Origin of the sequence: Pantoea sp., from assembly GCF_028283705.1 — a bacterium.
GTDB lineage: Bacteria > Pseudomonadota > Gammaproteobacteria > Enterobacterales > Enterobacteriaceae > Pantoea.
This window is the reverse complement of record NZ_JAPWKD010000034.1, coordinates 286,830-311,784: the sequence shown is the minus strand read 5'-3', so window position 1 is coordinate 311,784 and position 24,955 is coordinate 286,830. Positions and strand designations below refer to the sequence as shown.

26 protein-coding genes are annotated in these 24,955 nt (G+C 56.0%); 13 read left to right on the top strand and 13 right to left on the bottom strand.

Annotated features, from left to right (window positions below; translation table 11 throughout):
• Positions 1-22: 22 nt before the first annotated feature.
• From PW844_RS28275 to PW844_RS28260, 4 genes are all read right to left on the bottom strand, one after another.
• The gene (locus tag PW844_RS28275) at positions 23-562 is read right to left on the bottom strand and encodes a PadR family transcriptional regulator (RefSeq protein WP_299459842.1); all 540 of its coding nucleotides are present in this window, start codon (positions 560-562) and stop codon (positions 23-25) included.
• Positions 563-652: 90 nt separating this feature from the next.
• Positions 653-1,441, bottom strand: coding sequence for a siderophore-interacting protein (locus PW844_RS28270; RefSeq protein WP_299459839.1), 789 nt, complete (start codon positions 1,439-1,441; stop codon positions 653-655).
• Positions 1,442-1,459: 18 nt separating this feature from the next.
• Positions 1,460-2,185, bottom strand: a complete 726-nt coding sequence (locus PW844_RS28265) for an SDR family oxidoreductase (protein ID WP_299459836.1) — start codon at positions 2,183-2,185, stop codon at positions 1,460-1,462.
• 10 nt (positions 2,186-2,195) lie between these two features.
• Positions 2,196-2,639: a heme-binding protein gene (locus PW844_RS28260; protein WP_299459834.1), complete on the bottom strand. Its 444-nt coding sequence runs from the start codon at positions 2,637-2,639 to the stop codon at positions 2,196-2,198.
• 379 nt (positions 2,640-3,018) lie between these two features.
• On the opposite strand from PW844_RS28260, the gene PW844_RS28255 reads away from it, so the two are divergent.
• Genes PW844_RS28255 through PW844_RS28240 form a run of 4 tightly spaced genes read left to right on the top strand, consistent with a single transcriptional unit; the run spans position 3,019 to position 6,440 of the window.
• A complete protein-coding gene (locus tag PW844_RS28255) occupies positions 3,019-3,915 on the top strand; it encodes a metal ABC transporter substrate-binding protein (RefSeq protein WP_299460476.1) in 897 nt (298 codons plus the stop codon).
• 4 nt (positions 3,916-3,919) lie between these two features.
• Positions 3,920-4,741: a manganese/iron ABC transporter ATP-binding protein gene (locus PW844_RS28250; RefSeq protein WP_299459831.1), complete on the top strand. Its 822-nt coding sequence runs from the start codon at positions 3,920-3,922 to the stop codon at positions 4,739-4,741.
• Between the two features lie 2 nt (positions 4,742-4,743).
• Positions 4,744-5,604 (top strand): iron/manganese ABC transporter permease subunit SitC, encoded by an 861-nt coding sequence (gene sitC, locus PW844_RS28245; protein WP_299459828.1) that lies wholly within the window; start codon positions 4,744-4,746, stop codon positions 5,602-5,604.
• Positions 5,598-6,440: a metal ABC transporter permease gene (locus PW844_RS28240; protein WP_299459825.1), complete on the top strand. Its 843-nt coding sequence runs from the start codon at positions 5,598-5,600 to the stop codon at positions 6,438-6,440. Before sitC ends, PW844_RS28240 begins: the two co-directional genes overlap by 7 nt.
• Here the strand turns inward: PW844_RS28240 and PW844_RS28235 are convergent.
• The 5 genes from PW844_RS28235 to PW844_RS28215 form a co-directional block, all read right to left on the bottom strand.
• Positions 6,437-6,646: a hypothetical protein gene (locus PW844_RS28235; RefSeq protein ID WP_254711358.1), complete on the bottom strand. Its 210-nt coding sequence runs from the start codon at positions 6,644-6,646 to the stop codon at positions 6,437-6,439. The genes PW844_RS28240 and PW844_RS28235 overlap by 4 nt on opposite strands.
• A gap of 175 nt (positions 6,647-6,821) precedes the next feature.
• Positions 6,822-7,688: a helix-turn-helix domain-containing protein gene (locus PW844_RS28230; protein ID WP_299459816.1), complete on the bottom strand. Its 867-nt coding sequence runs from the start codon at positions 7,686-7,688 to the stop codon at positions 6,822-6,824.
• 193 nt (positions 7,689-7,881) lie between these two features.
• The gene (locus PW844_RS28225; RefSeq protein WP_299459813.1) at positions 7,882-8,028 is read right to left on the bottom strand and encodes a DUF2474 domain-containing protein; all 147 of its coding nucleotides are present in this window, start codon (positions 8,026-8,028) and stop codon (positions 7,882-7,884) included.
• 22 nt (positions 8,029-8,050) lie between these two features.
• Entirely contained in the window at positions 8,051-9,055 is a 1,005-nt protein-coding gene (gene cydB / locus PW844_RS28220; protein ID WP_299459811.1) for a cytochrome d ubiquinol oxidase subunit II, read from the bottom strand.
• A complete protein-coding gene (locus PW844_RS28215; protein WP_299459808.1) occupies positions 9,052-10,467 on the bottom strand; it encodes a cytochrome ubiquinol oxidase subunit I in 1,416 nt (471 codons plus the stop codon). Before PW844_RS28215 ends, cydB begins: the two co-directional genes overlap by 4 nt.
• A gap of 483 nt (positions 10,468-10,950) precedes the next feature.
• Between PW844_RS28215 and yghX the strand changes: the two genes are divergently transcribed.
• Positions 10,951-11,838 (top strand): YghX family hydrolase, encoded by an 888-nt coding sequence (yghX, locus tag PW844_RS28210; protein ID WP_299459805.1) that lies wholly within the window; start codon positions 10,951-10,953, stop codon positions 11,836-11,838.
• Positions 11,839-11,894: 56 nt separating this feature from the next.
• Here yghX and PW844_RS28205 read toward each other — a convergent pair whose 3' ends face one another.
• A complete protein-coding gene (locus PW844_RS28205; protein ID WP_084876640.1) occupies positions 11,895-12,266 on the bottom strand; it encodes a helix-turn-helix domain-containing protein in 372 nt (123 codons plus the stop codon).
• 101 nt (positions 12,267-12,367) lie between these two features.
• Between PW844_RS28205 and PW844_RS28200 the strand changes: the two genes are divergently transcribed.
• Entirely contained in the window at positions 12,368-13,222 is an 855-nt protein-coding gene (locus tag PW844_RS28200; RefSeq protein WP_299459801.1) for an SDR family oxidoreductase, read from the top strand.
• 56 nt (positions 13,223-13,278) lie between these two features.
• Here the strand turns inward: PW844_RS28200 and PW844_RS28195 are convergent, their stop codons facing one another.
• Entirely contained in the window at positions 13,279-14,145 is an 867-nt protein-coding gene (locus tag PW844_RS28195) for a LysR family transcriptional regulator (RefSeq protein WP_299459798.1), read from the bottom strand.
• A gap of 94 nt (positions 14,146-14,239) precedes the next feature.
• Between PW844_RS28195 and PW844_RS28190 the strand changes: the two genes are divergently transcribed.
• The 4 genes from PW844_RS28190 (at position 14,240) to treF (ending at position 18,778) form a co-directional block, all read left to right on the top strand.
• Positions 14,240-14,740 carry a lactoylglutathione lyase family protein gene (locus PW844_RS28190; RefSeq protein WP_299459796.1) on the top strand — a complete coding sequence of 167 codons (501 nt, stop codon included), beginning with the start codon at positions 14,240-14,242 and terminating at the stop codon, positions 14,738-14,740.
• Positions 14,733-15,683, top strand: a complete 951-nt coding sequence (locus PW844_RS28185; RefSeq protein WP_299459794.1) for a zinc-binding dehydrogenase — start codon at positions 14,733-14,735, stop codon at positions 15,681-15,683. The genes PW844_RS28190 and PW844_RS28185 overlap by 8 nt, the downstream gene beginning before the upstream one ends.
• 18 nt (positions 15,684-15,701) lie before the next feature.
• Positions 15,702-16,805, top strand: coding sequence for an NADH:flavin oxidoreductase/NADH oxidase (locus PW844_RS28180; protein ID WP_299459792.1), 1,104 nt, complete (start codon positions 15,702-15,704; stop codon positions 16,803-16,805).
• A gap of 314 nt (positions 16,806-17,119) precedes the next feature.
• Positions 17,120-18,778: an alpha,alpha-trehalase TreF gene (gene treF, locus PW844_RS28175; protein WP_299460473.1), complete on the top strand. Its 1,659-nt coding sequence runs from the start codon at positions 17,120-17,122 to the stop codon at positions 18,776-18,778.
• A 41-nt stretch (positions 18,779-18,819) separates the two neighbouring features.
• Here treF and PW844_RS28170 read toward each other — a convergent pair whose 3' ends face one another.
• Positions 18,820-19,641 (bottom strand): alpha/beta hydrolase, encoded by an 822-nt coding sequence (locus tag PW844_RS28170; protein WP_299459789.1) that lies wholly within the window; start codon positions 19,639-19,641, stop codon positions 18,820-18,822.
• Positions 19,642-19,858: 217 nt separating this feature from the next.
• Between PW844_RS28170 and PW844_RS28165 the strand changes: the two genes are divergently transcribed.
• Positions 19,859-21,445 carry an MFS transporter gene (locus tag PW844_RS28165; protein WP_299459786.1) on the top strand — a complete coding sequence of 529 codons (1,587 nt, stop codon included), beginning with the start codon at positions 19,859-19,861 and terminating at the stop codon, positions 21,443-21,445.
• A gap of 2 nt (positions 21,446-21,447) precedes the next feature.
• Here the strand turns inward: PW844_RS28165 and PW844_RS28160 are convergent, their stop codons facing one another.
• On the bottom strand, positions 21,448-22,356 hold the full coding sequence (locus tag PW844_RS28160) for a LysR family transcriptional regulator (protein ID WP_299459783.1): 909 nt from the start codon (positions 22,354-22,356) through the stop codon (positions 21,448-21,450).
• A gap of 133 nt (positions 22,357-22,489) precedes the next feature.
• Here PW844_RS28160 and PW844_RS28155 point away from each other — a divergent pair, with 133 nt between their 5' ends.
• The gene (locus PW844_RS28155) at positions 22,490-23,050 is read left to right on the top strand and encodes an antibiotic biosynthesis monooxygenase (RefSeq protein WP_084876650.1); all 561 of its coding nucleotides are present in this window, start codon (positions 22,490-22,492) and stop codon (positions 23,048-23,050) included.
• 18 nt (positions 23,051-23,068) lie between these two features.
• On the top strand, positions 23,069-24,937 hold the full coding sequence (locus PW844_RS28150) for an amidohydrolase (protein ID WP_299459771.1): 1,869 nt from the start codon (positions 23,069-23,071) through the stop codon (positions 24,935-24,937).
• The last annotated feature ends 18 nt before the right edge of the window (positions 24,938-24,955 follow it).

Here is a 24,955-nt window from a genome sequence, read left to right as displayed (position 1 = left end):
TAGGGGTTAAAAATGATTGAGATCAACTCTTTGCGATTTTCTCTGCAGCTTCATTTAACGCTGTGATCACGATCTCAAGTGTTTCAGCGGAAATATTTTCCTGCGCCAGACGATGATTTAACGTGAATTTAATATTGTGAATCGCCTGTTCTACTTCAGGGATGCTGCGGTTATTAACCAGAATAGCCAGCGAAGTTAAACGCTGAATAATAGTCGCGACATTTTCACGGTTTTCCGCCAGCAACGCACGACCGCTATCGTTGAGCGTGTATGCCTTGCGTGACTCCTGAGCGTCCACCACACGAATGGCGTCCATCTCTTCCAGCAGCGTCAGATTGGGGTAGATAATACCGGGACTGGGGGAGTATTCCCCTTTGGAGAGTTCTTCAACCGATTTGATCAGCTCATAACCGTGCGCATTGCTTTGCGCCAGAAAGTGCAGCATTAACAGACGGATATCACTGGCATCCAGCATACGTTCACGGCGCTTTTTACGCGCCCCCGCACAAAAGCCACGCTGTGCCTGGTCGCCGTGCCATGCAAAATCCCGATGCTGTTTCATTGCCTGCCTGAGGGTCGGTTAAGGGAGGTTGATAGTAGTCTGCCGCCTGGCAAAATTCAACACAGGCGGCAACGGGCGGGCAAGAGTCGGTTATTTCTGATGCCAGTAGGCTACGGCGCGCACAAAATCAGTGTCTGCACCACGGCGCTGGGTAAAGTAGTCGCTCAGCAGTTTCACTGCCTCACCTTCACCGGTCAGCCAGATAAAGTATTCTTCGGTTGGCAGTGAAATCCTGTCCAGCTTCGCAATCAGCGCACCAAGGTTATCGCTTTGCATAGTGCCGCTGCCAAGCCAGCTGACATTGACGCCAGCCAGTTCGCCGAGATAATCACGGCCAGTGGCTTCGTCAACAAAGGCCAGCAGATGCACGTCCTGCGCGTCAATTTCCGCCAGGCGACGTTTGATGGCTGGCAAACCGGTTTCGTCACAGACATAGATCTGGCTGGCATAATCGGCAGGAATGATCAGCGAACCACGCGGACCGCCCATCGCCAGCTGATCGCCCGGCTGCGCATCATTAGCCCAGTTGCTGGCCACACCGCCATCGTGCATATAGAAATCGATGGTCAGCGAATCCACGCCGTTAAACGCCAGCGGCGTGTAATCACGTGCTGCCGGACGCATACCCGCAGGCCATACCACGCCTTCGTCGGTCATCTGTGGCAGCGTCAGCACCCCGCCCGCTTCCGGGAAGAAAACTTTGATATGGTCGTCATAGGAAGGCGAGTTGAAACCCGCCAGATCGCTGCCGGTAAAGACAATGCGCCAGAACTCTCCGGCAACGCGGGTTTTGCTTGCCACGGTGATGTGGCGGAAACGCAGTTCATTGCGCACACGTTGCGGCGCGCGTGGGTTACCTGTTGGGGTCTGTTTTCTCAAGTCATTTCTCCTGCGGGATCAGCCAAGCATAATGCCGCCGTCCACCGCGATTTGTTGTCCGGTAATAAAATCGTTTTGCATTAAGAACAGATAAGCGCTGGCGAGTTCGTCAATTTCCGCGGTACGGCCCAGCGGGATGATCCCGGCAAAATGCTGGCGGGTTTGCTCCACCTGCCCCGCCGCCTGCTGTCGCCAGAACGGCGTCACCGTCCAGGTGGGGGCGACGCAGTTGACGCGCGCTTTCGGTGCCAGCTCCACAGCCAGCCCCTGCGCCAGCGACACAATGCCCTGATTGCCGACGTAGCTGGCACAGGCATGTTGAGCACGCCCGCCGGTGCCCGCAGTAAAGGTCAGCGAACCGCCTGCACGCACTTTTTCTGCCGCCAGCTTGCCAATCAGCACATTGGTGAGGAATTTCGAGTAAATCACCTTTTCAATCAGCGCCATATCGGCGGTAAGGAAGCCTCCGCCCATGGCATCACCCACCATCGATACCAGATGATCAAACGCATCAAGCTGGCTAAAAGCCGCGCGCAACGCATCGTGATCGTGGGCATCTACCGCGAGGGTCGCGACCTGCGTGCCCTGCTCCGCTAACGCGTTCTGCGCCTGTGCCAGCCGTTCGGTATTGCGACCGAGCAGCGTCAGGCTGGCTCCTGCGGCCGCCGCCTGCTGCGCAACCTGAAAACCAATGCCGGAGCTGCCGCCAATCACCACCAGATGTTTGTCCTGTAATGCTGCCATCACCCGCTCCTTAGAATGAGGCCAACGCTTCAGCGGCCTGTTCAGCTACCAGCGAATCGTTAGCGCCGTGCGCCCCGCTCACGCCGACCGCACCGATCACTTCGCCGTGTAACCACAGCGGAATGCCGCCTTCGAGTGGCGTCACCCCTGGGGTAGCGAGGAAGCTGGGGCTGCCGCTATTGATAAAGCTTTCGAACTCTTTCGAGGGGGCGCGTAATAACGCGGCGGTGCGCGCTTTACCCTGCGCTACGCTCGGGCTGATGCCGATCGCCGCATCGCTGCGATCCAGGCTGACCAGTTCGCCAGCGCGATCCACCACCGCAACGCTGATATGCCAGCCATGCTCGGCAGCGGTTTGCAGAGCCGCAGTGATAACGGTGCGTGCCGCCGCCAGCGAAATCGAGTGGTAAGTCTGAGCCAGCACAGCGCTGGTCGATTCAGGTTTTTTTTCCATTATTTTGCCTCGCGTCGGGCGTCAGAGGCCCGCGCATGAATCAAATATGAAAGCGAAACTCATTCTCATCTGACGCCGTCAGGATAGTTATGATATATCTTAAGCGCAATGCCGAAAAATGCTATTGTGTACGTCATCAATCATTCATCCCTCCTTCAGATAAAGCCTGCGCGATAAATCGCGCCGCTACCATTTCTGCGGGGGATTTGCCTCATCCCTGAATTCTCACCAGACCGTAGCGGCGCAATTTATTGCGCAATACATCCGCATACACAGCTTTACATACCTGAACTTGGCGATCGTATTAGCAACTGCTATAAAGTATAGCAATTGCTATATCAGTTCGTTTTTTAATCATGCCGAGGATGGATGTATGAAAATGATAAGAGGAATATTGCTGTGCACGCTGCTGAGTAGCGTGGTTATCCCCAGCGCTTTTGCCAGCGAGAAATTCAGGGTGGTGACCACCTTCACGGTTATCGCCGATATGGCGAAAAACGTGGCCGGAGACGCGGCGGACGTCAGCTCGATCACCAAACCGGGTGCCGAAATCCATGAATATCAGCCCACGCCGGGCGACATCAAACGTGCCCAGGGGGCGCAGCTAATTCTCACCAACGGTCTGAATCTTGAACTGTGGTTCCGGCGTTTTTATCAGCACTTAAAAGATGTGCCCGAAGTTATCGTTACACGCGGCGTGACGCCGATGGGCATCAGCGAAGGCCCGTACAATGGCAAACCCAATCCCCATGCCTGGATGTCCCCCGACAATGCCTTGATTTATGTCGACAACATCCGCGATGCACTGATGCATTACGATCCGACAAATGCCGCGATATATCAGCGCAATGCCGAGTCTTACAAGCAGAAAATCACCGCGACACTGCTCCCCCTGCGCCAGCAAGTGGCACAAATCCCGGAAAATAAACGCTGGCTGGTATCGAGTGAAGGCGCATTTTCCTATCTGGCGCGCGATCTGGGGCTGAAAGAACTCTATCTGTGGCCAATCAATGCCGACCAGCAAGGCACGCCTCAACAGGTACGCCGGGTGATTGATCGCGTCCGACAGGAACACATCCCGGCCGTCTTCAGTGAAAGCACGGTATCCGACAAAGCGGCACGCCAGGTAGCGCGGGAAACCGGTGCGCATTATGGCGGCGTGTTGTATGTCGATTCGCTCAGTCAGGCCGATGGCCCGGTCCCCACCTATATCGACTTACTCAACGTCACCACTCATACGCTGGTGCAGGGCATCAAAGACGGGATGAAGGAGTAAAGCTATGACACAGGTCGCAGGCATTGCCGCATCCGGAGTGAGCGTCACTTACCGTAATGGACACACCGCGCTGCGCGATGCCAGTTTTAGCGTACCGGGCGGTTCCATCGCCGCGCTGGTTGGGGTTAATGGTTCCGGGAAATCGACGCTGTTTAAAGCGGTGATGGGGTTTGTGCGGCTGGCGCAGGGGGACATTCGCATCCTCGGCATGCCAACGCGTCAGGCGCTGCGACGTAATCTGGTTGCCTACGTCCCCCAGGCGGAAGAGGTTGACTGGTCTTTTCCGGTGCTGGTGGAAGATGTGGTGATGATGGGCCGTTACGGCCATATGGGGATGCTGCGTATTGCCAAACAGCATGACCACGCCATAGTTAACGCTGCGCTGGATCGCGTCGATATGCTGGCCCTGCGTCATCGTCAGATTGGTGAACTCTCCGGCGGCCAGAAAAAGCGCGTGTTTCTGGCGCGCGCCATCGCACAGCAGGGCGAAGTGATTCTGCTCGATGAGCCTTTTACCGGCGTGGATGTGCAGACCGAAGCCAAAATCATCAGCCTGCTGCGGGAACTGCGCGATGAAGGGAAAACCCTTTTGGTTTCAACGCATAATCTCGGTTCGGTCACTGAGTTCTGTGATTATACGGTGATGGTGAAAGGCACGGTGCTGGCGAGTGGCCCCACGGCGACCACGTTCACCCAGCAAAATCTGGAACGCGCGTTTAGCGGCGTGCTGCGTCATGTGGTGCTGAACGGTTCAGAAGAACACATCATTACCGATGATGAACGTCCGTTCGTCGCCCATCTGCCTCCCAACAAGCAAGGGGTCTGACGATGCAGCTGCTACTGGAACCCTTTAGCTACCAATATATGCTGAACGCCATGTGGGTCTCGGCGCTGGTCGGCGGCCTGTGCGCCTTTCTCTCCTGCTATCTGATGCTGAAAGGCTGGTCACTGATTGGCGATGCGCTATCGCACTCCATCGTACCCGGCGTGGCGGGCGCGTATATGCTCGGTTTGCCGTTTGCCCTCGGGGCCTTTCTTTCCGGCGGACTGGCGGCAGGCAGTATGCTGTTCCTTAACCAGCGTACCCGGTTAAAAGAAGACGCGATCATCGGCCTGATTTTCACCTCATTCTTCGGTCTCGGCCTGTTTATGGTGTCGCTTAACCCGACGGCAGTGAACATTCAGACCATCGTGCTGGGTAATATTCTCGCCATCGCCCCCGCCGATATCCTGCAACTGACGCTGATTGGCGCCGTCTCCACCTGCGTGCTGTTTTTCAAATGGAAAGATTTACTGGTGACGTTTTTTGACGAGAACCACGCACGCGCCATCGGCCTGCACCCAGGCCGCCTCAAATTGTTGTTCTTCACCCTGCTGGCGCTGTCGACCGTCGCCGCACTGCAAACCGTGGGCGCGTTTCTGGTGATTTGTCTGGTGGTAACGCCGGGCGCCACCGCCTGGCTGCTGACCGATCGCTTTCCGCGTCTGTTAGCCATCGCCGTCGGCATAGGCAGCGTGACCAGCTTCCTCGGTGCCTGGGCCAGTTATTATCTGGACGGTGCCACGGGTGGCATTATCGTGGTGGCGCAAACGCTGTTGTTTTTGCTGGCGTTTGTCTTCGCCCCGCAACAGGGATTGCTGGCGCAGCGGCGGCGCGCCCGAACATCTTTGGAGGATGCCCAATGCTGAGCCTGCTGGCCGAACCTTTCCAGTTCGAATTTATGCGTCACGCGCTGTTGATTGCCGTGGTGGTCGCCGTTCCCTGTGCCCTGCTGTCGGTGTTTCTGGTGCTGAAAGGCTGGGCGTTGATGGGCGATGCCATGAGCCACGCGGTATTTCCCGGTATCGTATTGGCCTGGATGCTGGGCCTGCCGCTGGCAGTCGGTGCCTTTGCTGCTGGGGTGTTTTGCGCCGTTGCCAGCGGTTTCCTGAAGGACAGCAGCCACATCAAACAGGATACGGTGATGGGCATCGTCTTCTCCGGTATGTTCGCGGTCGGGCTGATCCTGTATATCGCCACCAAACCGGAGGTGCATCTTGATCATATCCTGTTCGGCGACATGCTGGGCATCACCCGGACGGACATGGTGCAAACCGGGATCATCGCGGCAGCGATCATGCTGATCATGGCGTTAAAATGGCGGGATTTTTTATTGTTCTGCTTCGATCAACAACAGGCGCAGGCCAGCGGATTACCCACCCGCCTGTTGCATTATGGTCTGCTGTGCATGGTCGCGCTGACCATCGTGGCAACAATGAAAGCGGTCGGGATCATTCTGTCGGTTTCTTTGCTGATTGCACCAGGGGCGATTGCCCTGTTGCTGACGCGACGTTTTTCACACGCGCTGATCACGGCAGTGATGGTTGCCGTCATGGTGTCGCTGGGTGGGGTGTATGGGTCGTTTTATCTGGATAGCGCCCCTGCTCCCACCATTGTGGTGCTGTTTGCGCTGGTGTTTATCGTCGCGTTTATCCGTGCCAGTTGGCTTGCTCGCCGCTCAGAGCGGCAGACGCTGCAAACTTAGTTTTGCAGCGCATCGCGGTGACCACACTCCATCATTCCGCCATCATTTTGCGGTAACGGGTTATCGCCCGAAATTTCATGCTGCTGGCAGGTCTGATGCGGATGCAGACCGGCTGGCGGTGAGAACGGTTCGGAGAGCTGAGCGCTGGCAATAGCCGAAAACGCGGTCAGCGCTGTCACAAGGAACAACGGTAAAAGTCGCATCATTTTTTTCTCTTATGGGTCCGGGATGGACCTGGAATGCAGGTGATTATTCAGCCTGATTCGGGGGCGTCAGGGTTTTACGCGGGGGATCAGGTTTCGATAAAGAATTTTACGCCGCTTATGGCAATGATTTTATAAAATCGTGCGGTTTATCACAGACTACCGCACGATTTATGCATTATCCGGCAGTAACCGGGATAAAGAAGGTGCCATACAGCCGATCGGGCGTGCTGTTTTGCAGATCGAGACGCAGCAAATCTTTGCCCTGACGGCGTGCAACCCCCAGCGCAGGCAGATGGATGTAATACATGTCGGAGGTAAAGGCGTTGATTTGCTCGGGCGTGCCCTGCCAGTCAACTTCCGCGTACAAGCCACTTTCGCCGGTCCAGCTCACCGCATTGCGCGGCAGCACATCACCATGCTGGCTCTCCAGCGCCTCGAACAGGCTGATATGTTGCTGATCGGCAGATCCCTCCCCCGGACTGAACTGAAAGCCTAGCCAGCCTTTGCTGGCATGCTGTCCGGCAAAGGCGACGAAGTCACGTGCGTGCTGCGCTACCACATCACCATGGTCATGAATAAATTCGCCGAAACGGCATTCCCACTCGATAACCTCCCCGCTCAATTGCAGTTCCGGTTTCTCTGCCAGTCGCACGTCAACCCAGCGATGGCGGGTGGTAATACGGCTGTGGAAATCTTTCAGCTGCAACTCAGGATTGCGGCGAAATGCGCCAGGCGTCAGCGAAAAATGATTTTTAAACACCCGGGTAAAATTCTGCTGGTTATCAAAACCAAAGCGCACGGCGATATCAATCAGCGGCATACGCGTCAGGCGCAGCGCCATTGCCGACATGGTCAGACGACGCTTGCGCGTGTAGGACGCCAGCGTTTGTCCGGTCATTTCTTTGAACATGCGTTGCATGTGCCATTTGGAATAACCGGATTTCAGGCTAATCAGATCGATGTTGAGGTCGTCTGTCAGGTTCGCTTCAATCCAGTCCACCAAATCATCGATGTACTGTTGTTTCAGATTCAGGCTGAGCATTTCTGTGATGATCGAAAGGAAGTGGGTGACGCAGAATTTGCGTTATCGGTCACATAAATATAACAAAAACGTATTACCAATGTAAGGAAGAGTAAAGAAAGCGTAACGGGAAAAGCATTAATTGCTTAGTTTGCTAATTTTTACGCAGGAAATGAACCGCCCCGGAACATACCGGGGCGCTGACAGTCACTTATTAATGCGAACGCATCCCCGCAGCCGTCATCATCATACGAAATAACGTTGCCACCACCCCCAGTGCCAGCACGCTTGCGCCGTAGATGATCACCAGCCACATCACCCGTTTCCAGAACGGTGCTTTCGCTTGAGGTTGGTTATTCATATTGCTGACTCCGCCTGACATCTCAATGGTATCCTTCGTCGGCTTTGACTTTTCCACGGAACACGTAGTAACTCCAGAAGGTGTACATCAAAATCACCGGGATAATCAGCAGCCCCCCCACCAGCATAAACGCCTGGCTGATAGCCGGTGATGCGGCCTGCCAGATGGTGATGGAAGGCGGAATGATATACGGCCACACGCTAATCCCCAGGCCAGAGAAACCGAGGAAAATAAGCAGCAAAGTCAGCAGAAACGGGCTGTAATGGGCTTCGCGTTTGACGCCGCGCACAATCCCCCATGCACACACCAACACCAGCACCGGAACCGGCAGGAACCAGAACAGGTTGGGACGGGTGAACCAGCGCTGGGCAATGGCCTCATGGCTGAACGGCGTCCACAGGCTGATCAGGCCGACAATCACCAGCAGCGCAATCACCAGCGGCGTTGCCAGCGCGGACATCTTACGATGCAGCTCATGCTCGGTTTTCATAATCAGCCAGGTGCAGCCGAGCAGCGCATAAGCCACCAGCAGGCCGATACCGCAGAACAGCGGGAACGGTGCCAGCCAGTCCATATAGCCCCCGGCGAAAGTACGGCCATGGACCGGAAAACCATTAATGATGGCTCCCACCGAAACGCCCTGGCTGAAGGTTGCCAGCACCGAGCCCCAGATAAAGGCTTTGTCCCAGAACGGGCGGTGTGATTCCGTCGCTTTGAAACGGAACTCAAAGGCGACACCACGGAAAATCAGCCCCACCAGCATTGCCGTCAGCGGAATGGTCAGGGCATCCACAATCACCGAGTAAGCCAGTGGGAAGGCACCGTACATCCCGGCACCGCCCAGCACCAGCCAGGTTTCGTTGCCGTCCCACACCGGGGCGACGGTGTTAACCATCATGTCGCGTTCGACCGGGTTTTTGTTGAAGGGAAACAGCAGGCCGATACCGAGATCAAAACCGTCCATCACGATGTACATCAGGATGGCGAACACGATGATCGCAAACCAGATAATAGAAAAATCGATCATTTGTGGCTTCCCTCCTGATGGGTTGCGGCGGACAGCGGACGCGCAGGCGTATTGCTTTGACCCGGACCACCCGGCGTCACATCGTGACCTTCGCCCATCTGCGGTCCCTGTTTAATCAAACGCATCATGTAGCCATACCCCACACCGAACACCGAGCAGTACACCACAATGAACGCCAGCAAACTGATGCTCATATGCAGATCACCATGGGCGGAGACCGCATCAATGGTGCGCTGCACGCCATAGACCACCCACGGCTGACGACCAATTTCCGTGGTAAACCAGCCCGCCAGAATCGCCAGCAGACCCGATGGCCCCATCAGCAGCGCGAACCACAGGAACGGTCGCGACTGATATAAACGCCCTTTGAAACGCAGCCACAGGCTGACCACGCCGAGGGTGATCATCAGCAGTCCCAGCGCCACCATCACGCGGAACGACCAGAAAATCACGGTGGAATCCGGGCGATCTTCTTTCGGGAACGATTTCAGTGCCGGAACCTGCTTGTCGAGGCTGTGGGTCAGAATCAGGCTACCGAGGTAAGGAATCTCCAGTGCGTATTTGGTGCGTTCCTGCTCCATATCCGGAATACCGAACAGAATCAACGGTGTGGCTTCCCCGGGTGGGTTTTCCCAGTGACCTTCAATCGCTGCAATTTTCGCAGGCTGATGTTCGAGGGTGTTCAGGCCGTGCGCGTCACCAATCATCGCCTGAATCGGCGACACGATCAGCGCCATCCACAGCGCCATCGAGAACATCTTACGAATGGCCGGATTGTCATTGCCTTTCAGCAGATGCCAGGCCGCAGAAGAACCGACAAAGAAGGCGCTGGCGAGGAAGGCCCCGGTTGACATATGCAGCAAACGGTACGGGAACGACGGGTTAAAGATGATTTTCAGCCAGTCCTGCGGCACCACCACCCCGTTCTGAATGATGTACCCCTGCGGGGTATGCATCCAGCTGTTGGAGGCCAGAATCCAGAACGTCGAGATAATCGTTCCGAGCGCCACCATGCAGGTGGCAAAGAAGTGCAGGCCCGGCCCGACGCGGTTCCAGCCAAACAGCATGACACCGAGGAAGCCCGCTTCGAGGAAGAAGGCGGTTAAGACTTCATAGGTCAACAGCGGGCCGGTGATACTGCCAGCAAACTGTGAAAAACCACTCCAGTTAGTCCCGAACTGGTAGGCCATCACCAGACCCGAGACCACGCCCATACCGAAGTTCACGGCAAAAACTTTGGACCAGAAATGATAGAGATCGCGATAGGTTTCATTATGGGTTTTCAGCCACATACCTTCGAGCACGGCCAGGAAGCTGGCGAGACCGATGGTGATGGCTGGAAAGATGATATGAAAGGAGACAGTAAATGCGAACTGTATCCTTGCCAGGTGAAAGGCATCTAATCCAAACATTGCTTACCTCTTTGCCAAATAGAACACCAGTTTTTACTTATAATTAACAATTGAACGGCAACGAATTTATTTTCCCGCGAGTCGAAGAAAGAGAGCGTGACTGTAAAAGGAAGTGGTGTTTTTAAAAATAAACAGTGAGGATCAACAAAACTATAACAGTATCTTTTGCAAAAATTTAACTGTCATAAATTCATTTAAAATCAATTGATTGTATTTAATTTATTATTTATTACGCCCGCAAAATAGCTTAATTTCCCAGCCTGATTAGCCTGCTGTAAATTATAGTCAGCCACTTCAAAATATCCAATTCGTTAACGCAACAATAATAAATCAGAAACAAATGTCGGGTTTTATGGTGCTTACCGCTAACCAAATGGGCGCAGAAAAATCCTTAACCCTTTGCGTCATGCCATTTGTCACCTGCTCCTGACTGTGCTTTGTTAGAGCGGCAATACCATCTGGTTAATCAGCGAAGGAGAGGTTATGACACGTCTTACCGCACAGGATTTTCCGCAGGAACTGCTTGAGCTTTATGACTATTACGCCCACGGTAAAATCAGCAAACGCGAGTTCATCACACTGGCGGCAAAGTTCACCATCGCCGGGATGACCGGTGCCACGTTGTTAAGTGCCATGAGTCCGAACTATGCCCTGGCGCAGCAGGTGGAATTCACCGATCCCGCTATCAACCCGGAGTATATTCACTACCCATCGCCGCAGGGACACGGTGAGGTACGCGGTTATCTGGTACGCCCGGCGAAAGCCAGCGGCAAAGTCCCTGCCGTGGTGGTGGTGCATGAGAATCGTGGGCTGAATCCGTATATCGAAGACGTGGCCCGCCGCGTGGCAAAAGCCGGTTATATCGCGCTGGCACCGGATGGGCTGAGTTCGGTCGGTGGCTATCCGGGTAATGATGAAGAAGGCCGCGCCATGCAGGCAAAGATTGACCCGGTCAAACTGATGAACGACTTTTTCGCCGCCGTGGATTTCCTGATGCATCACGAGGCGGGCACTGGCAAAGTCGGCATTACCGGTTTCTGTTATGGCGGCGGTGTCGCCAATGCGGCAGCGGTGGCTTTTCCCGAGCTGGCCTGTGCGGTGCCGTTTTATGGCCGTCAGCCGAAGGCAGAAGACGTGCCGCGTATTCAGGCACCGCTGTTGCTTCATTATGCGGCGCTGGATAAAGGCATCAATGAAGGCTGGCCAGCGTATGAAGCGGCACTGAAAACCAACCATAAGGTTTACGAGGCGTATATTTATCCCGGCGTAAATCACGGCTTCCATAATGATTCGACACCGCGTTACGACAAAGCGGCGGCAGAGCTGGCGTGGAGCCGTACCTTAGGATGGTTTGAGAAATATTTGCACTAAGATCCTGGTGCGCATAAATGCGCACCCTACGTTTTTCGGCATTTATGTCGACCGGGTTACGCAGATTCGCGCACTTCCAGAATACGATGCAGGTTACTCTCAAGCCAGTCCGCAAGGCCGATAACCTGCCCTTCGACTTCACGTCCCAGCGGGGTGAGATGGTATTCCACATGCGGCGGCACCACGTCATAAGCGATGCGCGCGACAAAACCATCTTCTTCCATGTAACGCAGCGTCTGCGCCAGCATGCGTTCGCTGACGCCACCGATTCTGCGACGCAGCTCGCTGAAGCGCAGCGTTTCCTCGCGCAGGGCCAGCAGCACCAGCACGCTCCAGCGGCTGGTAATACGTTTCAGCACTTCGCGCGAGGGGCAATTGACGTTCAGCAACTCGCCGCGGCTAAATTTATCACTCAGGTTTTCAGACATTTAGGTTTTTTCCGCCAAACTAACAATTCTGTAAGTACTTACTAAAAGTTAGTTTATACGCCAGGATGATGACATACCAGTTCAAACTGAAGGAGAACATCATGATTGCGATTACAGGTGCAACCGGCCAATTGGGTCGTCTGGTCATCAACGAATTACTGAAAAAAGTCCCGGCAAGCGAAGTGATTGCGGCGGTGCGTTCACCGGAAAAAGCCGCAGACCTGGCCGCGCTGGGCGTGACGCTGCGCACCGCTGATTACAGCCAGCCGGAAACGCTGAAAAGCGCCTTTGCGGGCGTGGATAAACTGCTGCTGATTTCCTCCAGCGAAGTCGGACAGCGTGAAGCACAGCATAAAGCGGTGATTACAGCCGCCAAAGCGGCGGGTGTTGGTTTTATCGCTTATACCAGCCTGCTGCATGCCGACACCACACCGCTCGGCCTTGGTGTGGAGCACCGCGCCACCGAAGCACAGCTGAAGGCTTCCGGTATTCCGTTTGCGCTGCTGCGTAACGGCTGGTACACCGAAAACTATGCAGCGAGCATCCCGCCAGCGCTGGCACATCATGTGTTTATTGGCTCGGTCGGCGAAGGTCGTATCTCATCTGCTGCGCGTGCCGATTATGCGGCGGCCGCTGCCGAAGTGATCAGCCGTGACGATCAGGCGGGCAAAATCTATGAACTGGCCGGTGACGAGAGTTATTCACTGGCAGAATTCGCCGCAGAGATTGCGCAGCAATCTGGTGAGAAAGTGGATTATATCAATCTGCCACAGGCGGAATTCGCGGCGGCGCTGAAAGGTGCGGGTTTGCCGGATGGTCTGGCGGAGATGCTGGCGGACTCCGATGCCGGAGCCGAACAGGGCGGGCTATTTGATAACAGCAAAACGCTGAGCAAGCTGATTGGCCGCGCGACAACACCTTACGCCGATGTCATTAAAGCTGCGCTGGCGAAATAAGCGCACAATCCGTAGCGGCGCAATATGCTGAAAAACCTGCGCGATAATTCGCGCCGCTACAGCTTACCTTCCAGCCATTGCAATGCCTGGCGGGCACGGCCCGACAATGGCCACTCGGCACGGTGGATCAGCCAGATGGTATCCACCAGCGCCACGCCACAGCTTTCCACCCGGATCGCTTCCGACTGCGCAAACGCCAGCCGCGCCGACTGCGGAATCACTGCAAACCCCAGGCCACGCGCGACCGGTTCGAGGATCAAACTGATCTGATTACTGAACCCACGTTGCGGCAAATTACGCACCCCCGGATTCCCCGGAAAACGACGGCTTAGCAAACGCGTCGCCATCGCCTGACCATCCGGATGATCGATATAACCCAGCGTCTCCAGATCCGCCCAGCCATGCACCTTTATGCCCGCTGGCACCACCAGTTCCAGCGGTTCTTCGGCAAACTTCTCCGCCACCAGCCGTTTATCGTCCGGCTTCTGCGTGACCAGCCCCATCTCATAGCGGTTATGCAGCACCGCATCCATCACCTCGCTATCCGGGGCAAAGCGATGTCGGATACTGAGATCCGGGTACTGCTGTTGTAACGCCAGCAGCAGTGGATAGAGGCGCAGGCCGATGCTGCCCGGTGAAATCAGGCTCACTTCGCCACAGGTCACATCCTCTTCGCTCAGCCGTAGCGTCAGATGGCGCTGGGCGCGATCCACCTCCTGGCAATAATCCAGCAGCGCCAGCCCGGCGGGCGTCAACTCCAGCGGACGTTTGCTGCGTAGGATTAGCGGCCCCAGCTGCTGCTCCAGATGCCGGATATGCTGGCTGACGGCTGCCTGGGTGATCCCCAGACGATCGGCGCTTTCCGTGAAGCTGCCCTGCTCCGCCAGCATGGCGAAGGATTTTAACCATTGTGGATTAAACATAATGAAATTTTATAATAACCATAACTGAATCACTGTTTTCATTATACCTGTTGCGCAGTAGCCTGTAGATCTTTTCGACACATGGAGAATGCAGATGACTGCTCCTTATCCTCGTACCTTTTCTCATATCGGCCTGTCCGTGACCGATCTCGACGCTGCCGTGAAGTTCTACACCGAAGTGATGGGCTGGTATCTGATCATGCCGCCCACTGAAATCCAGGAAGATGAATCCGCGATCGGCGTAATGTGCAGCGACGTATTTGGCGGCGGCTGGGAGAAATTCCGCATTGCCCATCTCTCCACCGGCGACCGTGTCGGCGTGGAAATCTTTGAATTCAAAGCAGCCGAAAAACCGGAAAACAACTTTGAATACTTGAAAACCGGCGTGTTTCACTTCTGCGTGCAGGACCCGGATGTTGAAGGCCTGGCAGAAAAAATCGTCGCGGCTGGCGGTAAACAACGTATGCCGGTGCGCGAATATTTCCCCGGTGAGAAGCCTTATCGCATGGTTTATATGGAAGATCCATTCGGCAATATCATTGAGATCTACAGCCACAGCTATGAACTGACCTACTCTGCGGGTGCCTATGTTTAACGTGCCGAACGACTGGCGCGGCTGGGTCTGGCAGGGCGGCAAATCGCCGCACGATCTCCAGGATCGTTATCTGACTGCGGATCCTTTGCTGTCCGGCGAGGTGCTGGTGCAGAACACGGCGATCGGCCTGAATCCGGTGGACTGGAAAGTGCTCGACAGCCAAATCGGCAAAGTACCGGGTGTGGATGGCGCAGGCACCGTGGTAGCCATTGGAGCGGATGTTGATCAACGCTGGCTCGGCACCCGCGTGGCTTATCATCAGAGCCTGCAACGTCCCGGCAGCTTTGCCGAATTTACCCCCATTGCCGCCCAGGTGCTGATGCGCCTGCCAGATGCTATTGATTTTGCTACGGCAGCGGCCTTCCCCTGCCCGGCATTAACCGCCTGGCAGGCCATCGAAAAAGTTCCCACCCAGCCGGGCGCGTCATTGCTAATTGCCGGTGCCGGGGGATCGGTCGGTCACTTCCTGGTACAGCTGGCGCAGGCGCGTGGTTTTACGGTGACGACACTCAGCAGCGAGCGCCATTTTTCCCGCCTGCAAGCACTCGGTGCGAAGTACACCTTAAGCGATCCGCTGCACAATGCCTCGCGCTTCTATGCAGTGATTGATGCCGTCAGCCCGGAACACGCGACCAGCCTGGCCGGTAATTTGCTGGCGAATGGCCATCTGGTGTGCATTCAGGGCCGGGTAGAACAGTGGCCCTGCACACCGTTTGGTCGTGCATTATCGCTACATGAAGTGGCGCTCGGCGCACTGCATCTTCATGGTGACGCAAAGCAATGGCACGCACTGACCCAGCAAGGTGAACGCATGCTGGCGCAAATCGCGCAGGGCACCTTACACAGCGAACTGCTGCTGCATTTTCCTTACGATCAGCTACCCACGCAGTTACAGGCGTTGCAGCATCGTAACTTCAGCGGCAAACAAATTATATTGCTTTAACCATATTAAGGGGTTGTTATGTCAGGGTTATTTTCACCGTTCACACTGAAAGATGTGACGCTGCGTAACCGTATCGCTATTCCGCCAATGTGCCAGTACAGCGCGGTCGATGGCCTGAGCAACGAATGGCACTACGTGCACTACAGCAGCCAGGCTCGCGGCGGCGCGGGGCTGGTGATTGTAGAAGCCACCGGGGTGTCGCCGGAAGGTCGTATCACCCCGGGTTGTCTGGGTTTGTGGAACGATGCACAGGCCGAAAAACTGGCCCGCATCGCGCGGGAAATCAAAGCGGCCGGTGCCGTACCGGGCATCCAGATTGGTCATGCCGGACGTAAAGCCAGCGCCAATAAGCCGTGGGAAGGCGACGATCATATCAGCGAGAACGATGCACGCGGCTGGGACACCCTTTCCCCCTCCGCCATCGCCTTCGGCAATAACCTGCCGCGCGTGCCCAAAGCCATGACGCTGGACGATATCAAACGCGTGCGTGATGACTTTGTCAGTGCCGCGAAACGCGCCCGTGACGCCGGTTTCGAGTGGCTGGAACTGCACTTTGCGCACGGCTATCTGGCGCAGAGTTTCTTCTCGGTCCACGCCAACCAGCGTACCGATGAATACGGCGGCGATGCATTTGGTCGCAGCCGTTTCCTGCGCGAAACCTTTGATGCGGTGCGTGCTGTGTGGCCTGAAAACCTGCCGCTGACCGCGCGCTTTGGCGTGCTGGAATTTGATGGTCGCGACGAAGAGACGATGCAGGAAGCGATCACCCTGACAAAATATTGGCGCGCCAACGGCATGGACCTGCTGAGCGTCAGCATGGGCTTTTCCACCCCGGACGCCAATATTCCGTGGGGTAGCCCGTTTATGGCCCCGATCGCCGAGCGCGTGCGGCGTGAAGCCGATATCCCGGTGGCCTCGGCCTGGGGCATCGACACGCCGCAAGTGGCGAACGCCACCATTGAACAAGGCCAGCTGGACCTGGTGATGATCGGTCGGGCGCACCTGAAAAATCCGCACTGGCCTTATCATGCCGCGCTGGCGCTGGATAAAAGCCAGCCTTCATGGGTGCTGCCTGCCCCGTACGCCCACTGGCTGGAACGCTATCGGGTCAGTGAAGACTAAGCGAGTGCGCCCCCGTCGGGGCGCATTTTTTCGCGTTGCGTTTGCCATCAAATGATCAATATTTTCCGCTTTTTTTTGCCATCACCTGGCGATTTTCTTATTTACAGATAATTCTGTCCGATTATTTATAGCTTCATTTCAGATACCGTTTTCATTTCCTGAAATATAGCGCCTTGTAATCACTAAAAAATCACCAAAATAACCGATCCATCGACATGATTTATTACGTTCATAGATATTTCGCATTGTTGCCCTGAGGGATGAGGGATATATAATTTGTACTTTAAGCAACCGGGACTTTTCAGGAGGCTGCTATTAATACTAACCACCAGCAAAATAATGTTTTCGAAGAGCGTCGTGGCGATGCGGAACTGGAGTATCAACAGGATCCTCATGAGTTAATCCTTGAGGGCATGCAGGATTCTGAGCCGGAGCCGGAGCTGATTGAAGGTCTGCCCGCCCCGGATGCACTCACGCCCGCCGATCGATACATGGAGCTTTTTGAGCACGTGCAAATGTCGCGGATATTTGCCGATAGCAAAACGTTCCCGGATTGTGCACCAAAATATGATCCACTGGATATTTTAATCCGCTATCGCCGCCGCAAACGTTCGGCTGATTTTGATCTCGGCAAATTTGTGCATGACCATTTTTATCTGCCGCAGAGCAATGAAAGTTTTTATGTTTCTAATCCGGATAAAACCCTGACAGAACATATTGATGAGCTGTGGCCGGTGCTGACTAAAATGCCGCAGCAACATATGCCACATTCCTCCCTGCTGCCGCTACCGAAACCTTATGTGGTGCCAGGCGGTCGCTTCGGGGAGACCTACTACTGGGACTCCTACTTCACTATGCTGGGCCTGGCGGAGAGTGGTCGTGACGATCTGCTGCGCGATATGGCAGACAACTTTGCCTGGCTGATTGATAACTACGGCCATGTGCCGAATGGTAACCGGACCTATTATCTCAGCCGTTCGCAGCCGCCGGTGTTTGCGCTGATGGTGGAACTGTTTGAAGAGGATGGCATTCGCGGCGCGAAACGCTATCTGGACCATCTGATGAAAGAGTACCAGTTCTGGATGGACGGTGCCGGTTCGCTGATGCCTGACCAGGCCTACCGCCATGTGGTGCGTATGCCCGATGGTTCGTTGCTGAATCGCTACTGGGATGACCGTGACACACCGCGTGATGAATCCTGGATTGAAGACGTGGAAACCGCCAGCAAATCGCGCCGCCCGGCGAATGAGGTGTATCGCGATCTGCGTGCTGGTGCCGCTTCCGGCTGGGATTACTCGTCACGCTGGTTGCGCGATCCGCATCGTCTGGCAAGCATTCGCACCACGCAGTTCATTCCGGTTGACCTGAATGCGTTTCTCTACAAGCTGGAGCTGATGATTTCCACCTTGTCGCACGCCAAAGGTGAGGAACTGACGGCGCTGGCATGGCAGAAAAAAGCCGATGTGCGCAAACGCGCCATTCATCGCTATCTGTGGGATAAAACCGCCGGGGTGTATCGCGATTACGACTGGCGACGCCAGCGTTTTGGTGCCTTTACCGCCGCTGCGGTGGTGCCGCTGTTCCTGGGGCTCGCCACGCCAGAACAGGCGCATTTGCAGGCGGTGGCACTGCGCCAGCTGTTGCTGACGCAGGGTGGCCTGGTCACCTCAATGGTGGAAAGCGGCGAGCAGTGGGACAAGCCCAACGGCTGGGCACCACTGCAATGGATGGCGATTGTCGGGCTGAATCACTACGGTCAAGAAACGCTGGCAACGGAGATTGCGGTTAACTGGCTGACCACGGTGAAAAACTTCTATTCGCTGCATCATAAGCTGGTGGAGAAGTATGACATCAGCGGCGAGCGCGCCCGTCCGGGTGGCGGTGGTGAGTATCCGTTGCAGGATGGTTTTGGCTGGACCAACGGTGTAACACGTCGGTTAATGGCGATGTACGGGCATTTGCTGGCGGATTGACAGGGACCAGGTGCGCAGAAATGCGCACCTGGTAAATATTTTTAAACGCGTTGTAAAAACGCCAGCAGGTCGGCGTTCAGCTGATCCTGGTGCGTCACCGCGAAACCGTGCGGGCCATTCTCATACACTTTCAGCTCTGATCCCGAAATCATCTCGTGTACCAGTTTACCAGTGGCTTCGAACGGTACGATCTGGTCGTTACTGCCGTGAATCACCAGCGTCGGCACATCTACTTTGGCGATATCCGTCCGGAAATCGGTCTCAGAAAACGCCGTCACACAATCCAGCGTACCTTTCAGTGAAGCCAGCAGCGCGATATTCAGCGTCTGGGTCATCACACCCTCCGATACCGTCTGTCCGGCATTGGTACCATAGAAAGGCACCGCGAAGTCTTTGATAAACTGCGCGCGGTCCTGACGTAATCCCGCTTTAATGCCGTCAAATACCGCTGTCTCCACCCCTTCCGGATGATCGCTGGTTTTACCAAAAATCGGTGTCACTGCCCCCAGCAGCACCAGCCCTTTCACCTTCGCCGTGCCGTAACGGCCAATGTAGCGTGACACATCGCCGCCACCCATGGAGAAGCCTACCAGGGTGACATCGTCCAGTTTCAGGTGTTCAATCAGGCCATGAATATCATCCGCGAAGGTGTCGTAGTCGTAACCTTCCCACGGTTGTTCTGAGCGACCAAAACCACGGCGGTCAAATGCAATAACCCGGTAGCCACGTTCTGCGAGGAAATTCATCTGGCTATCCCACATGTCAGCATCCAGCGGCCAGCCGTGGCTGAACAGTACCGGTTGGCCTTTGCCCCAGTCTTTGTAATACAGATTTACGCCGTCTTTAGTCTTGAAAGTGCTCATAATTTTTCTCCGTCAGGTGAGTAATGTTGTGTCTCGCTAATCAAACTAACCCCGGTCGAAGGAAAAACCTAAAGCAGAGTTTTTGACGACTTGTTCAAACTTTTTTGCGTTCTGCACCTGTCAAAAAAGCCTGGACAAGTTGGCCGATTTTTTCCGCTATCAACCATCAGCCAGGCTTCGTAATGTGCAGTCATCGCAACCTTATCGGAGATTGACCATGAGCCAACCACCTGTAACCGCACGCAGCAGTGCCTTTTCCCCCTTCGCCTACGGGCTATTTGCCCTGATCTGGACCGCTTCAGTATTAGGCAACACCGGCAGCTTTATCCGCGATGTCGCCAGCGCCTGGCTGGTCACCGGATTGTCTGATAACCCGGCCGCCGTGGCATTAATGCAAACCGCCGCCACCCTGCCGGTGTTCCTGCTGGCGCTGCCTGCGGGCGTGCTGTCCGATATCATTGACCGTCGCCGGTTACTGATTGCGGTGCAGATATTGATGGCCAGCGTCAGCGGTACCTTGCTGGTGCTGTCGCATAACAACTGGCTGACCACCGAATGGTTGATCGGCCTGACCTTTGTCGGCGGTGTCGGTGCCGCACTGTTTGGCCCGGCATGGCAGGCAATTGTGCCGGAGCTGGTGCCGCGCCATGAACTGAAAAACGCCGTGGCACTGAATTCACTCGGCATCAATATCGCGCGTGCTATCGGCCCTGCCACCGGTGGCCTGTTGCTGGCCAGTTTCGGCGCGATGGCAGCTTACGGCGCGGATGTCGCCAGTTACTTCTTCGTGGTTGCCGCGCTGCTGTACTGGAAGCGTCCGGCCAAAGCCAAAACTGAGTTGAATGAACACTTCTTCGGTGCCTTCCGTGCCGGCCTGCGCTATGTGCGCGCCAGCCGCGATTTGCACCGTGTGTTGCTGCGCGCCGCGTGTTACTTCGCCTTCGCCAGTGCCATCTGGGCACTGCTGCCGCTGGTGGCGCGTAATATGCTGCACGGCACTGCCGGATTTTACGGCCTGCTACTGGGTGCGGTCGGTGCCGGTGCGATTGCCGGTGCGCTACTGCTGCCCCGTTTTCGTCTGCACATGGGTAACGATGGCCTGCTGCTGCTCTCAGCGCTGCTCAGTGCGGTGGTGATGCTGGCGCTGGCATTCAGCCCGCCGCAATGGCTGGCGTTGCTGCTGATGGTGATTCTGGGCGTTGGCTGGATTATCGCCCTGACCACCCTGAATGGCGTGGCACAGGCGGTGCTGCCTGATTGGGTGCGTGGACGAGGTCTGGCAGTGTATCTGATGGTATTTAACGGCACGCTGGCGGGTGGCAGCCTGGTCTGGGGGTTAGTTGCCCAGCATATCGGGCTGGCGAATACCCTGCTGCTGGCGGGTGTGACTTTACTGATCAGCGCCCTGCTGCTGAAACGCCTGGTGTTGCCTGCCGGGGAAGCCGATCTGCAACCCGCACAGCGCTGGGCCGAACCGGTGGTGAGCGATGAGGTGGATGTGCGTCGTGGTCCGGTGATGATTCAGGTACGTTATCAGGTGCCGCAGTCCGATCGTGCAGACTTCAAACGGGCGATGCATAAACTGGCCGCCGCACGTCGCCGTGATGGGGCCTATGCCTGGGGATTGATGGAACAGAGCGACGATCCCACCGCGTTGCTGGAATGGTTCCTGGTGGAATCGTGGCAGGAACACCTGCGCCAGCATCAGCGCGTCTCCCACGCCGATGTGGAGCTGCAACAGGCGGTGCTGCAATATCATCAGGGTGACGAACCGCCGCAGGTCAGCCACCACATTTCGATTTAAGTTCAGGCAGGCAGATAGATATCACGCAGACCTGGCAGCGTGGGCAAGCGCTCACGCCACCAGGTTGCCGCATTACCATTCGCGCTTTCATTCCATGCCAGATACGCCATATCGCGGCGACATTCGCTATCCAGCTGACGTTCCACCAACGCGCCACTGAGCAAATGCGGCTCAGCCAGATAGCGAGGCAGATAACCGCAGCCCAGCCCGGCAAGCTGCGCCTGCAATTTGGACGGGAAATCATGCACACTCAACGTCTTCTGCTCATCCAACACGCGTAAATCAATACCCGCACTGTGGCGTGAAGAATCATGCACCGTCACTGCCCGATACTGGCGAATTTGTTCGCGCAGCAGCGGCTCAGGGGCCGCAGCCAGCGGATGCTCTGGCGCGACGGCAAACACATACTCCAGCCAGCCGAGCGGCTGACAGCCAATCTCTTTGCGCGTCGCCGGTTCCTGTACCGCGCCAAACACGATGTCTGCCTCGCCGTAATGCAGGGCTTCCCAGCAACCAGCCAGCACATCATGGCGGAACTGGAGCTGGGTATGCGAATGCTGCTGATAGAATTCATCAATCAGCGGGGTCAGCAGGCTAAACGGCACAGAGGCATCGACACTTATCACCAGCTGGCTCTCCCAGCCGCTTTCAACATAGCGCGCCTGCTGCTCCAGCTCGTTCACCGCACGTAATAACGTGCGGCCTTTTTCCAGCATCAGACGGCCGGTCGGCGTAAAAGTCGCGCGATGGCCGGAGCGATCCAGCAGCGTGATTTTCAGATCGCTTTCCATTTTCTGCACGGTATAACTCAGCGCTGACGCGGTTTTAAACAGCCTTGCCGCCGCTGCGGCAAAGGTGCCGTGACGATCGAGCGCATCCAGAATCAGCAGCGCTTCGAGGTTCAAACGCATTCCTTACCCCCTCCCCAAAATTTGTTGAACAACAACCCAAAAACAATCCGTTATCAATAAACGCTCTCATTTCGTATTTTTTTCCTCAACGACGCAAGCACTTTCACCCGCGAGACGCACCGAGGAACAGACCATGAAATATTCACAACAGGCTCATCATGTCACGCTGGTGATCACCCACAGCATCCAGCCAGAGAAGCAGGCCGACTACGAAAAATGGCTCGAAACTATCATGCCGCAGGCCGCCAGCTTTCCTGGGCACCTTGGGGTAAACGTGCTGCGCCCGGTACACGGCGACAACGCCTACACCGTGCTGATTCGCTTTGTTGGCATGGATGAATTGTATGCCTGGCTGAAATCCCCGGCCCGTCAGGAACTGGTGAAAGAGCTGCCTGCCATCCTCGCCCAGCCGGAACATATTGAAGTTCGGCCTGGCGCCGCGTTCTGGTTTACCCCGACGCAAAAAGGCCAGGTCAAACCCGCCAAATGGAAACAATACTTACTCACGCTGGGGGTGATTTTTCCCTCAGCTAACCTGGTCCCCTGGTTCTGGAACACGGTGTTGCCTGTCAGCCACGGCACGCTGTGGGGGAATTTTCTCGACAATGCCAGCGTCGTGGCGTTAGTGGTTTTCCTGTGGATGCCACTGCTGACTCGCGTGTTGAAACAATGGCTGATTGGCAGCAAAGCATAATCTGACAGGAGAAGACACATGACCACCGCTTCACTGATTTTGACCAACGGCAAATTCCATACTGTTGACCGCGCCAATCCACTGGCAACCGCCGTCGCGATTAAAGATGGCAAGTTCCTCGCCGTGGGGAGCGAAGCGGAAGTGATGCGCTTTGCCGGAAGCAACACGCAAATTATCGATGCCAAAGGCCACACCGGCATTCCCGGCCTCAACGATTCACACCTGCACCTGATTCGTGGCGGCCTGAACTACAATCTGGAACTGCGCTGGGAAGGCGTGCCGTCGCTGGCGGATGCATTACGCATGCTACGCGAGCAGGCCCTGCGTACGCCATCACCGCAGTGGGTACGCGTGGTCGGCGGCTGGACTGAATTCCAGTTTGCCGAACGTCGCATGCCAACGCTGGACGAAATCAACGCTGCCGCGCCGGACACGCCGGTATTTATCCTGCATCTGTATGACCGTGCCCTGCTCAACCGTGCTGCACTGAAAGTGGTGGGTTACTCCAAAGACACACCGAACCCGCCGGGTGGTGAGATCCAGCGTGACAGCAACGGCAACCCGACCGGGATGCTGATCGCCCGTCCCAACGCCATGCTGCTGTACGCGACCCTGGCAAAAGGCCCGAAACTGCCGCTGGAGCAACAGGTGAATTCCACCCGTCAGTTTATGCGCGAGCTGAATCGCCTCGGACTGACCAGCGCTATCGATGCTGGCGGCGGTTTCCAGAACTATCCCGATGATTACGATGTGATTTCTGAGCTGCATGCCAAAAAGCAGCTGACAGTACGCATCGCCTATAACCTGTTTACTCAGCGTCCCGGCCATGAGCTGGAAGATTTTGAAAAGTGGACCGATATGCTGAAGCCGGGCCAGGGCACTAACTTCCTGCGTCACAACGGCGCGGGGGAAATGCTGGTGTTCTCAGCGGCTGATTTTGAGGACTTCCTCGAACCGCGCCCGGATTTGGCCCCCGGTATGGAAGATGAACTGGAGCGCGTGGTGCGCCATCTGGTGGAACACCGCTGGCCATTCCGCTTGCATGCCACCTACAACGAATCCATCAGCCGTATGCTGGATGTATTTGAGAAAGTAAACCGCGACATTCCGTTTAACGGCCTGCACTGGTTCTTCGATCATGCGGAAACCATCACCGAAGCCAATATCGAACGGGTTAAGGCACTGGGCGGCGGTATCGCGGTGCAGCACCGCATGGCGTTCCAGGGCGAATATTTTGTTGATCGCTACGGCAAACAAGCTGCGAAACAAACACCACCGGTCGCACGCATGCTGGATGCTGAGGTGCCGGTAGGTTTGGGTACTGATGCCACTCGCGTCGCCAGCTATAACCCATGGACGGCGCTGTACTGGCTGGTTTCCGGCCGCACCGTTGGCGGTATGCAGTTGTATGATGATAACGCCCGTATCGACCGCGAAACCGCGCTGATGCTGTGGACCAAAGGCAGCGCCTGGTTCTCCAGCGAGCAAAACGCCAAAGGTGAGATCAAGGTCGGACAACTGGCGGATCTGGTACTGCTGTCGAAAGATTTCTTCAGCGTGTCGGAAGAGGAGATCAAAGGGATTGAATCGGTGCTGACCCTGGTTGATGGTGATGTGGTGTACGCCGCAGGCAGCTTTACCCCGCTGGCACCGCCGCCGGTGCCAGTGTTGCCGGAGTGGTCACCGGTGGTGACGGTACCGGGCCATTACCGTAGCGCACCGCCGCAGGCAGCGGGACGTGCCGCAATGATGCCGAAGGTACATCAGTGCAGCGGCCCATGCGGCGTGCACAGCCATGCCCATGATGTTGCGCGCCAGTCGTCGGTACCGGTCTCCGATAACAATGCCTTCTGGGGCGCGCTGGGCTGTTCCTGTTTCGCGTTTTAAGGGTGACCCGGCTGTAGC

Bases quoted from the DNA above. Each gene is read 5' to 3' on its own strand.
- PW844_RS28205 (WP_084876640.1), bottom strand. From the start codon at position 12,266: ATGTCTGAAAACCTGAGTGATAAATTTAGCCGCGGCGAGTTGCTGAAC.
- PW844_RS28255 (WP_299460476.1), top strand. From the start codon at position 3,019: ATGATAAGAGGAATATTGCTGTGCACGCTGCTGAGTAGCGTGGTTATC.
- PW844_RS28185 (WP_299459794.1), top strand. From the start codon at position 14,733: ATGTTTAACGTGCCGAACGACTGGCGCGGCTGGGTCTGGCAGGGCGGC.
- PW844_RS28160 (WP_299459783.1), bottom strand. From the start codon at position 22,356: ATGCGTTTGAACCTCGAAGCGCTGCTGATTCTGGATGCGCTCGATCGT.
- PW844_RS28190 (WP_299459796.1), top strand. From the start codon at position 14,240: ATGACTGCTCCTTATCCTCGTACCTTTTCTCATATCGGCCTGTCCGTG.
- PW844_RS28235 (WP_254711358.1), bottom strand. From the start codon at position 6,646: ATGATGCGACTTTTACCGTTGTTCCTTGTGACAGCGCTGACCGCGTTT.
- yghX (WP_299459805.1), top strand. From the start codon at position 10,951: ATGACACGTCTTACCGCACAGGATTTTCCGCAGGAACTGCTTGAGCTT.
- PW844_RS28155 (WP_084876650.1), top strand. From the start codon at position 22,490: ATGAAATATTCACAACAGGCTCATCATGTCACGCTGGTGATCACCCAC.
- PW844_RS28265 (WP_299459836.1), bottom strand. From the start codon at position 2,185: ATGGCAGCATTACAGGACAAACATCTGGTGGTGATTGGCGGCAGCTCC.
- cydB (WP_299459811.1), bottom strand. From the start codon at position 9,055: ATGATCGATTTTTCTATTATCTGGTTTGCGATCATCGTGTTCGCCATC.
- sitC (WP_299459828.1), top strand. From the start codon at position 4,744: ATGCAGCTGCTACTGGAACCCTTTAGCTACCAATATATGCTGAACGCC.
- PW844_RS28230 (WP_299459816.1), bottom strand. From the start codon at position 7,688: ATGCTCAGCCTGAATCTGAAACAACAGTACATCGATGATTTGGTGGAC.
- PW844_RS28225 (WP_299459813.1), bottom strand. From the start codon at position 8,028: ATGAATAACCAACCTCAAGCGAAAGCACCGTTCTGGAAACGGGTGATG.
- PW844_RS28200 (WP_299459801.1), top strand. From the start codon at position 12,368: ATGATTGCGATTACAGGTGCAACCGGCCAATTGGGTCGTCTGGTCATC.
- PW844_RS28240 (WP_299459825.1), top strand. From the start codon at position 5,598: ATGCTGAGCCTGCTGGCCGAACCTTTCCAGTTCGAATTTATGCGTCAC.
- PW844_RS28150 (WP_299459771.1), top strand. From the start codon at position 23,069: ATGACCACCGCTTCACTGATTTTGACCAACGGCAAATTCCATACTGTT.
- PW844_RS28180 (WP_299459792.1), top strand. From the start codon at position 15,702: ATGTCAGGGTTATTTTCACCGTTCACACTGAAAGATGTGACGCTGCGT.
- PW844_RS28250 (WP_299459831.1), top strand. From the start codon at position 3,920: ATGACACAGGTCGCAGGCATTGCCGCATCCGGAGTGAGCGTCACTTAC.
- PW844_RS28260 (WP_299459834.1), bottom strand. From the start codon at position 2,639: ATGGAAAAAAAACCTGAATCGACCAGCGCTGTGCTGGCTCAGACTTAC.
- PW844_RS28195 (WP_299459798.1), bottom strand. From the start codon at position 14,145: ATGTTTAATCCACAATGGTTAAAATCCTTCGCCATGCTGGCGGAGCAG.
- PW844_RS28215 (WP_299459808.1), bottom strand. From the start codon at position 10,467: ATGTTTGGATTAGATGCCTTTCACCTGGCAAGGATACAGTTCGCATTT.
- PW844_RS28275 (WP_299459842.1), bottom strand. From the start codon at position 562: ATGAAACAGCATCGGGATTTTGCATGGCACGGCGACCAGGCACAGCGT.
- PW844_RS28165 (WP_299459786.1), top strand. From the start codon at position 19,859: ATGAGCCAACCACCTGTAACCGCACGCAGCAGTGCCTTTTCCCCCTTC.
- PW844_RS28170 (WP_299459789.1), bottom strand. From the start codon at position 19,641: ATGAGCACTTTCAAGACTAAAGACGGCGTAAATCTGTATTACAAAGAC.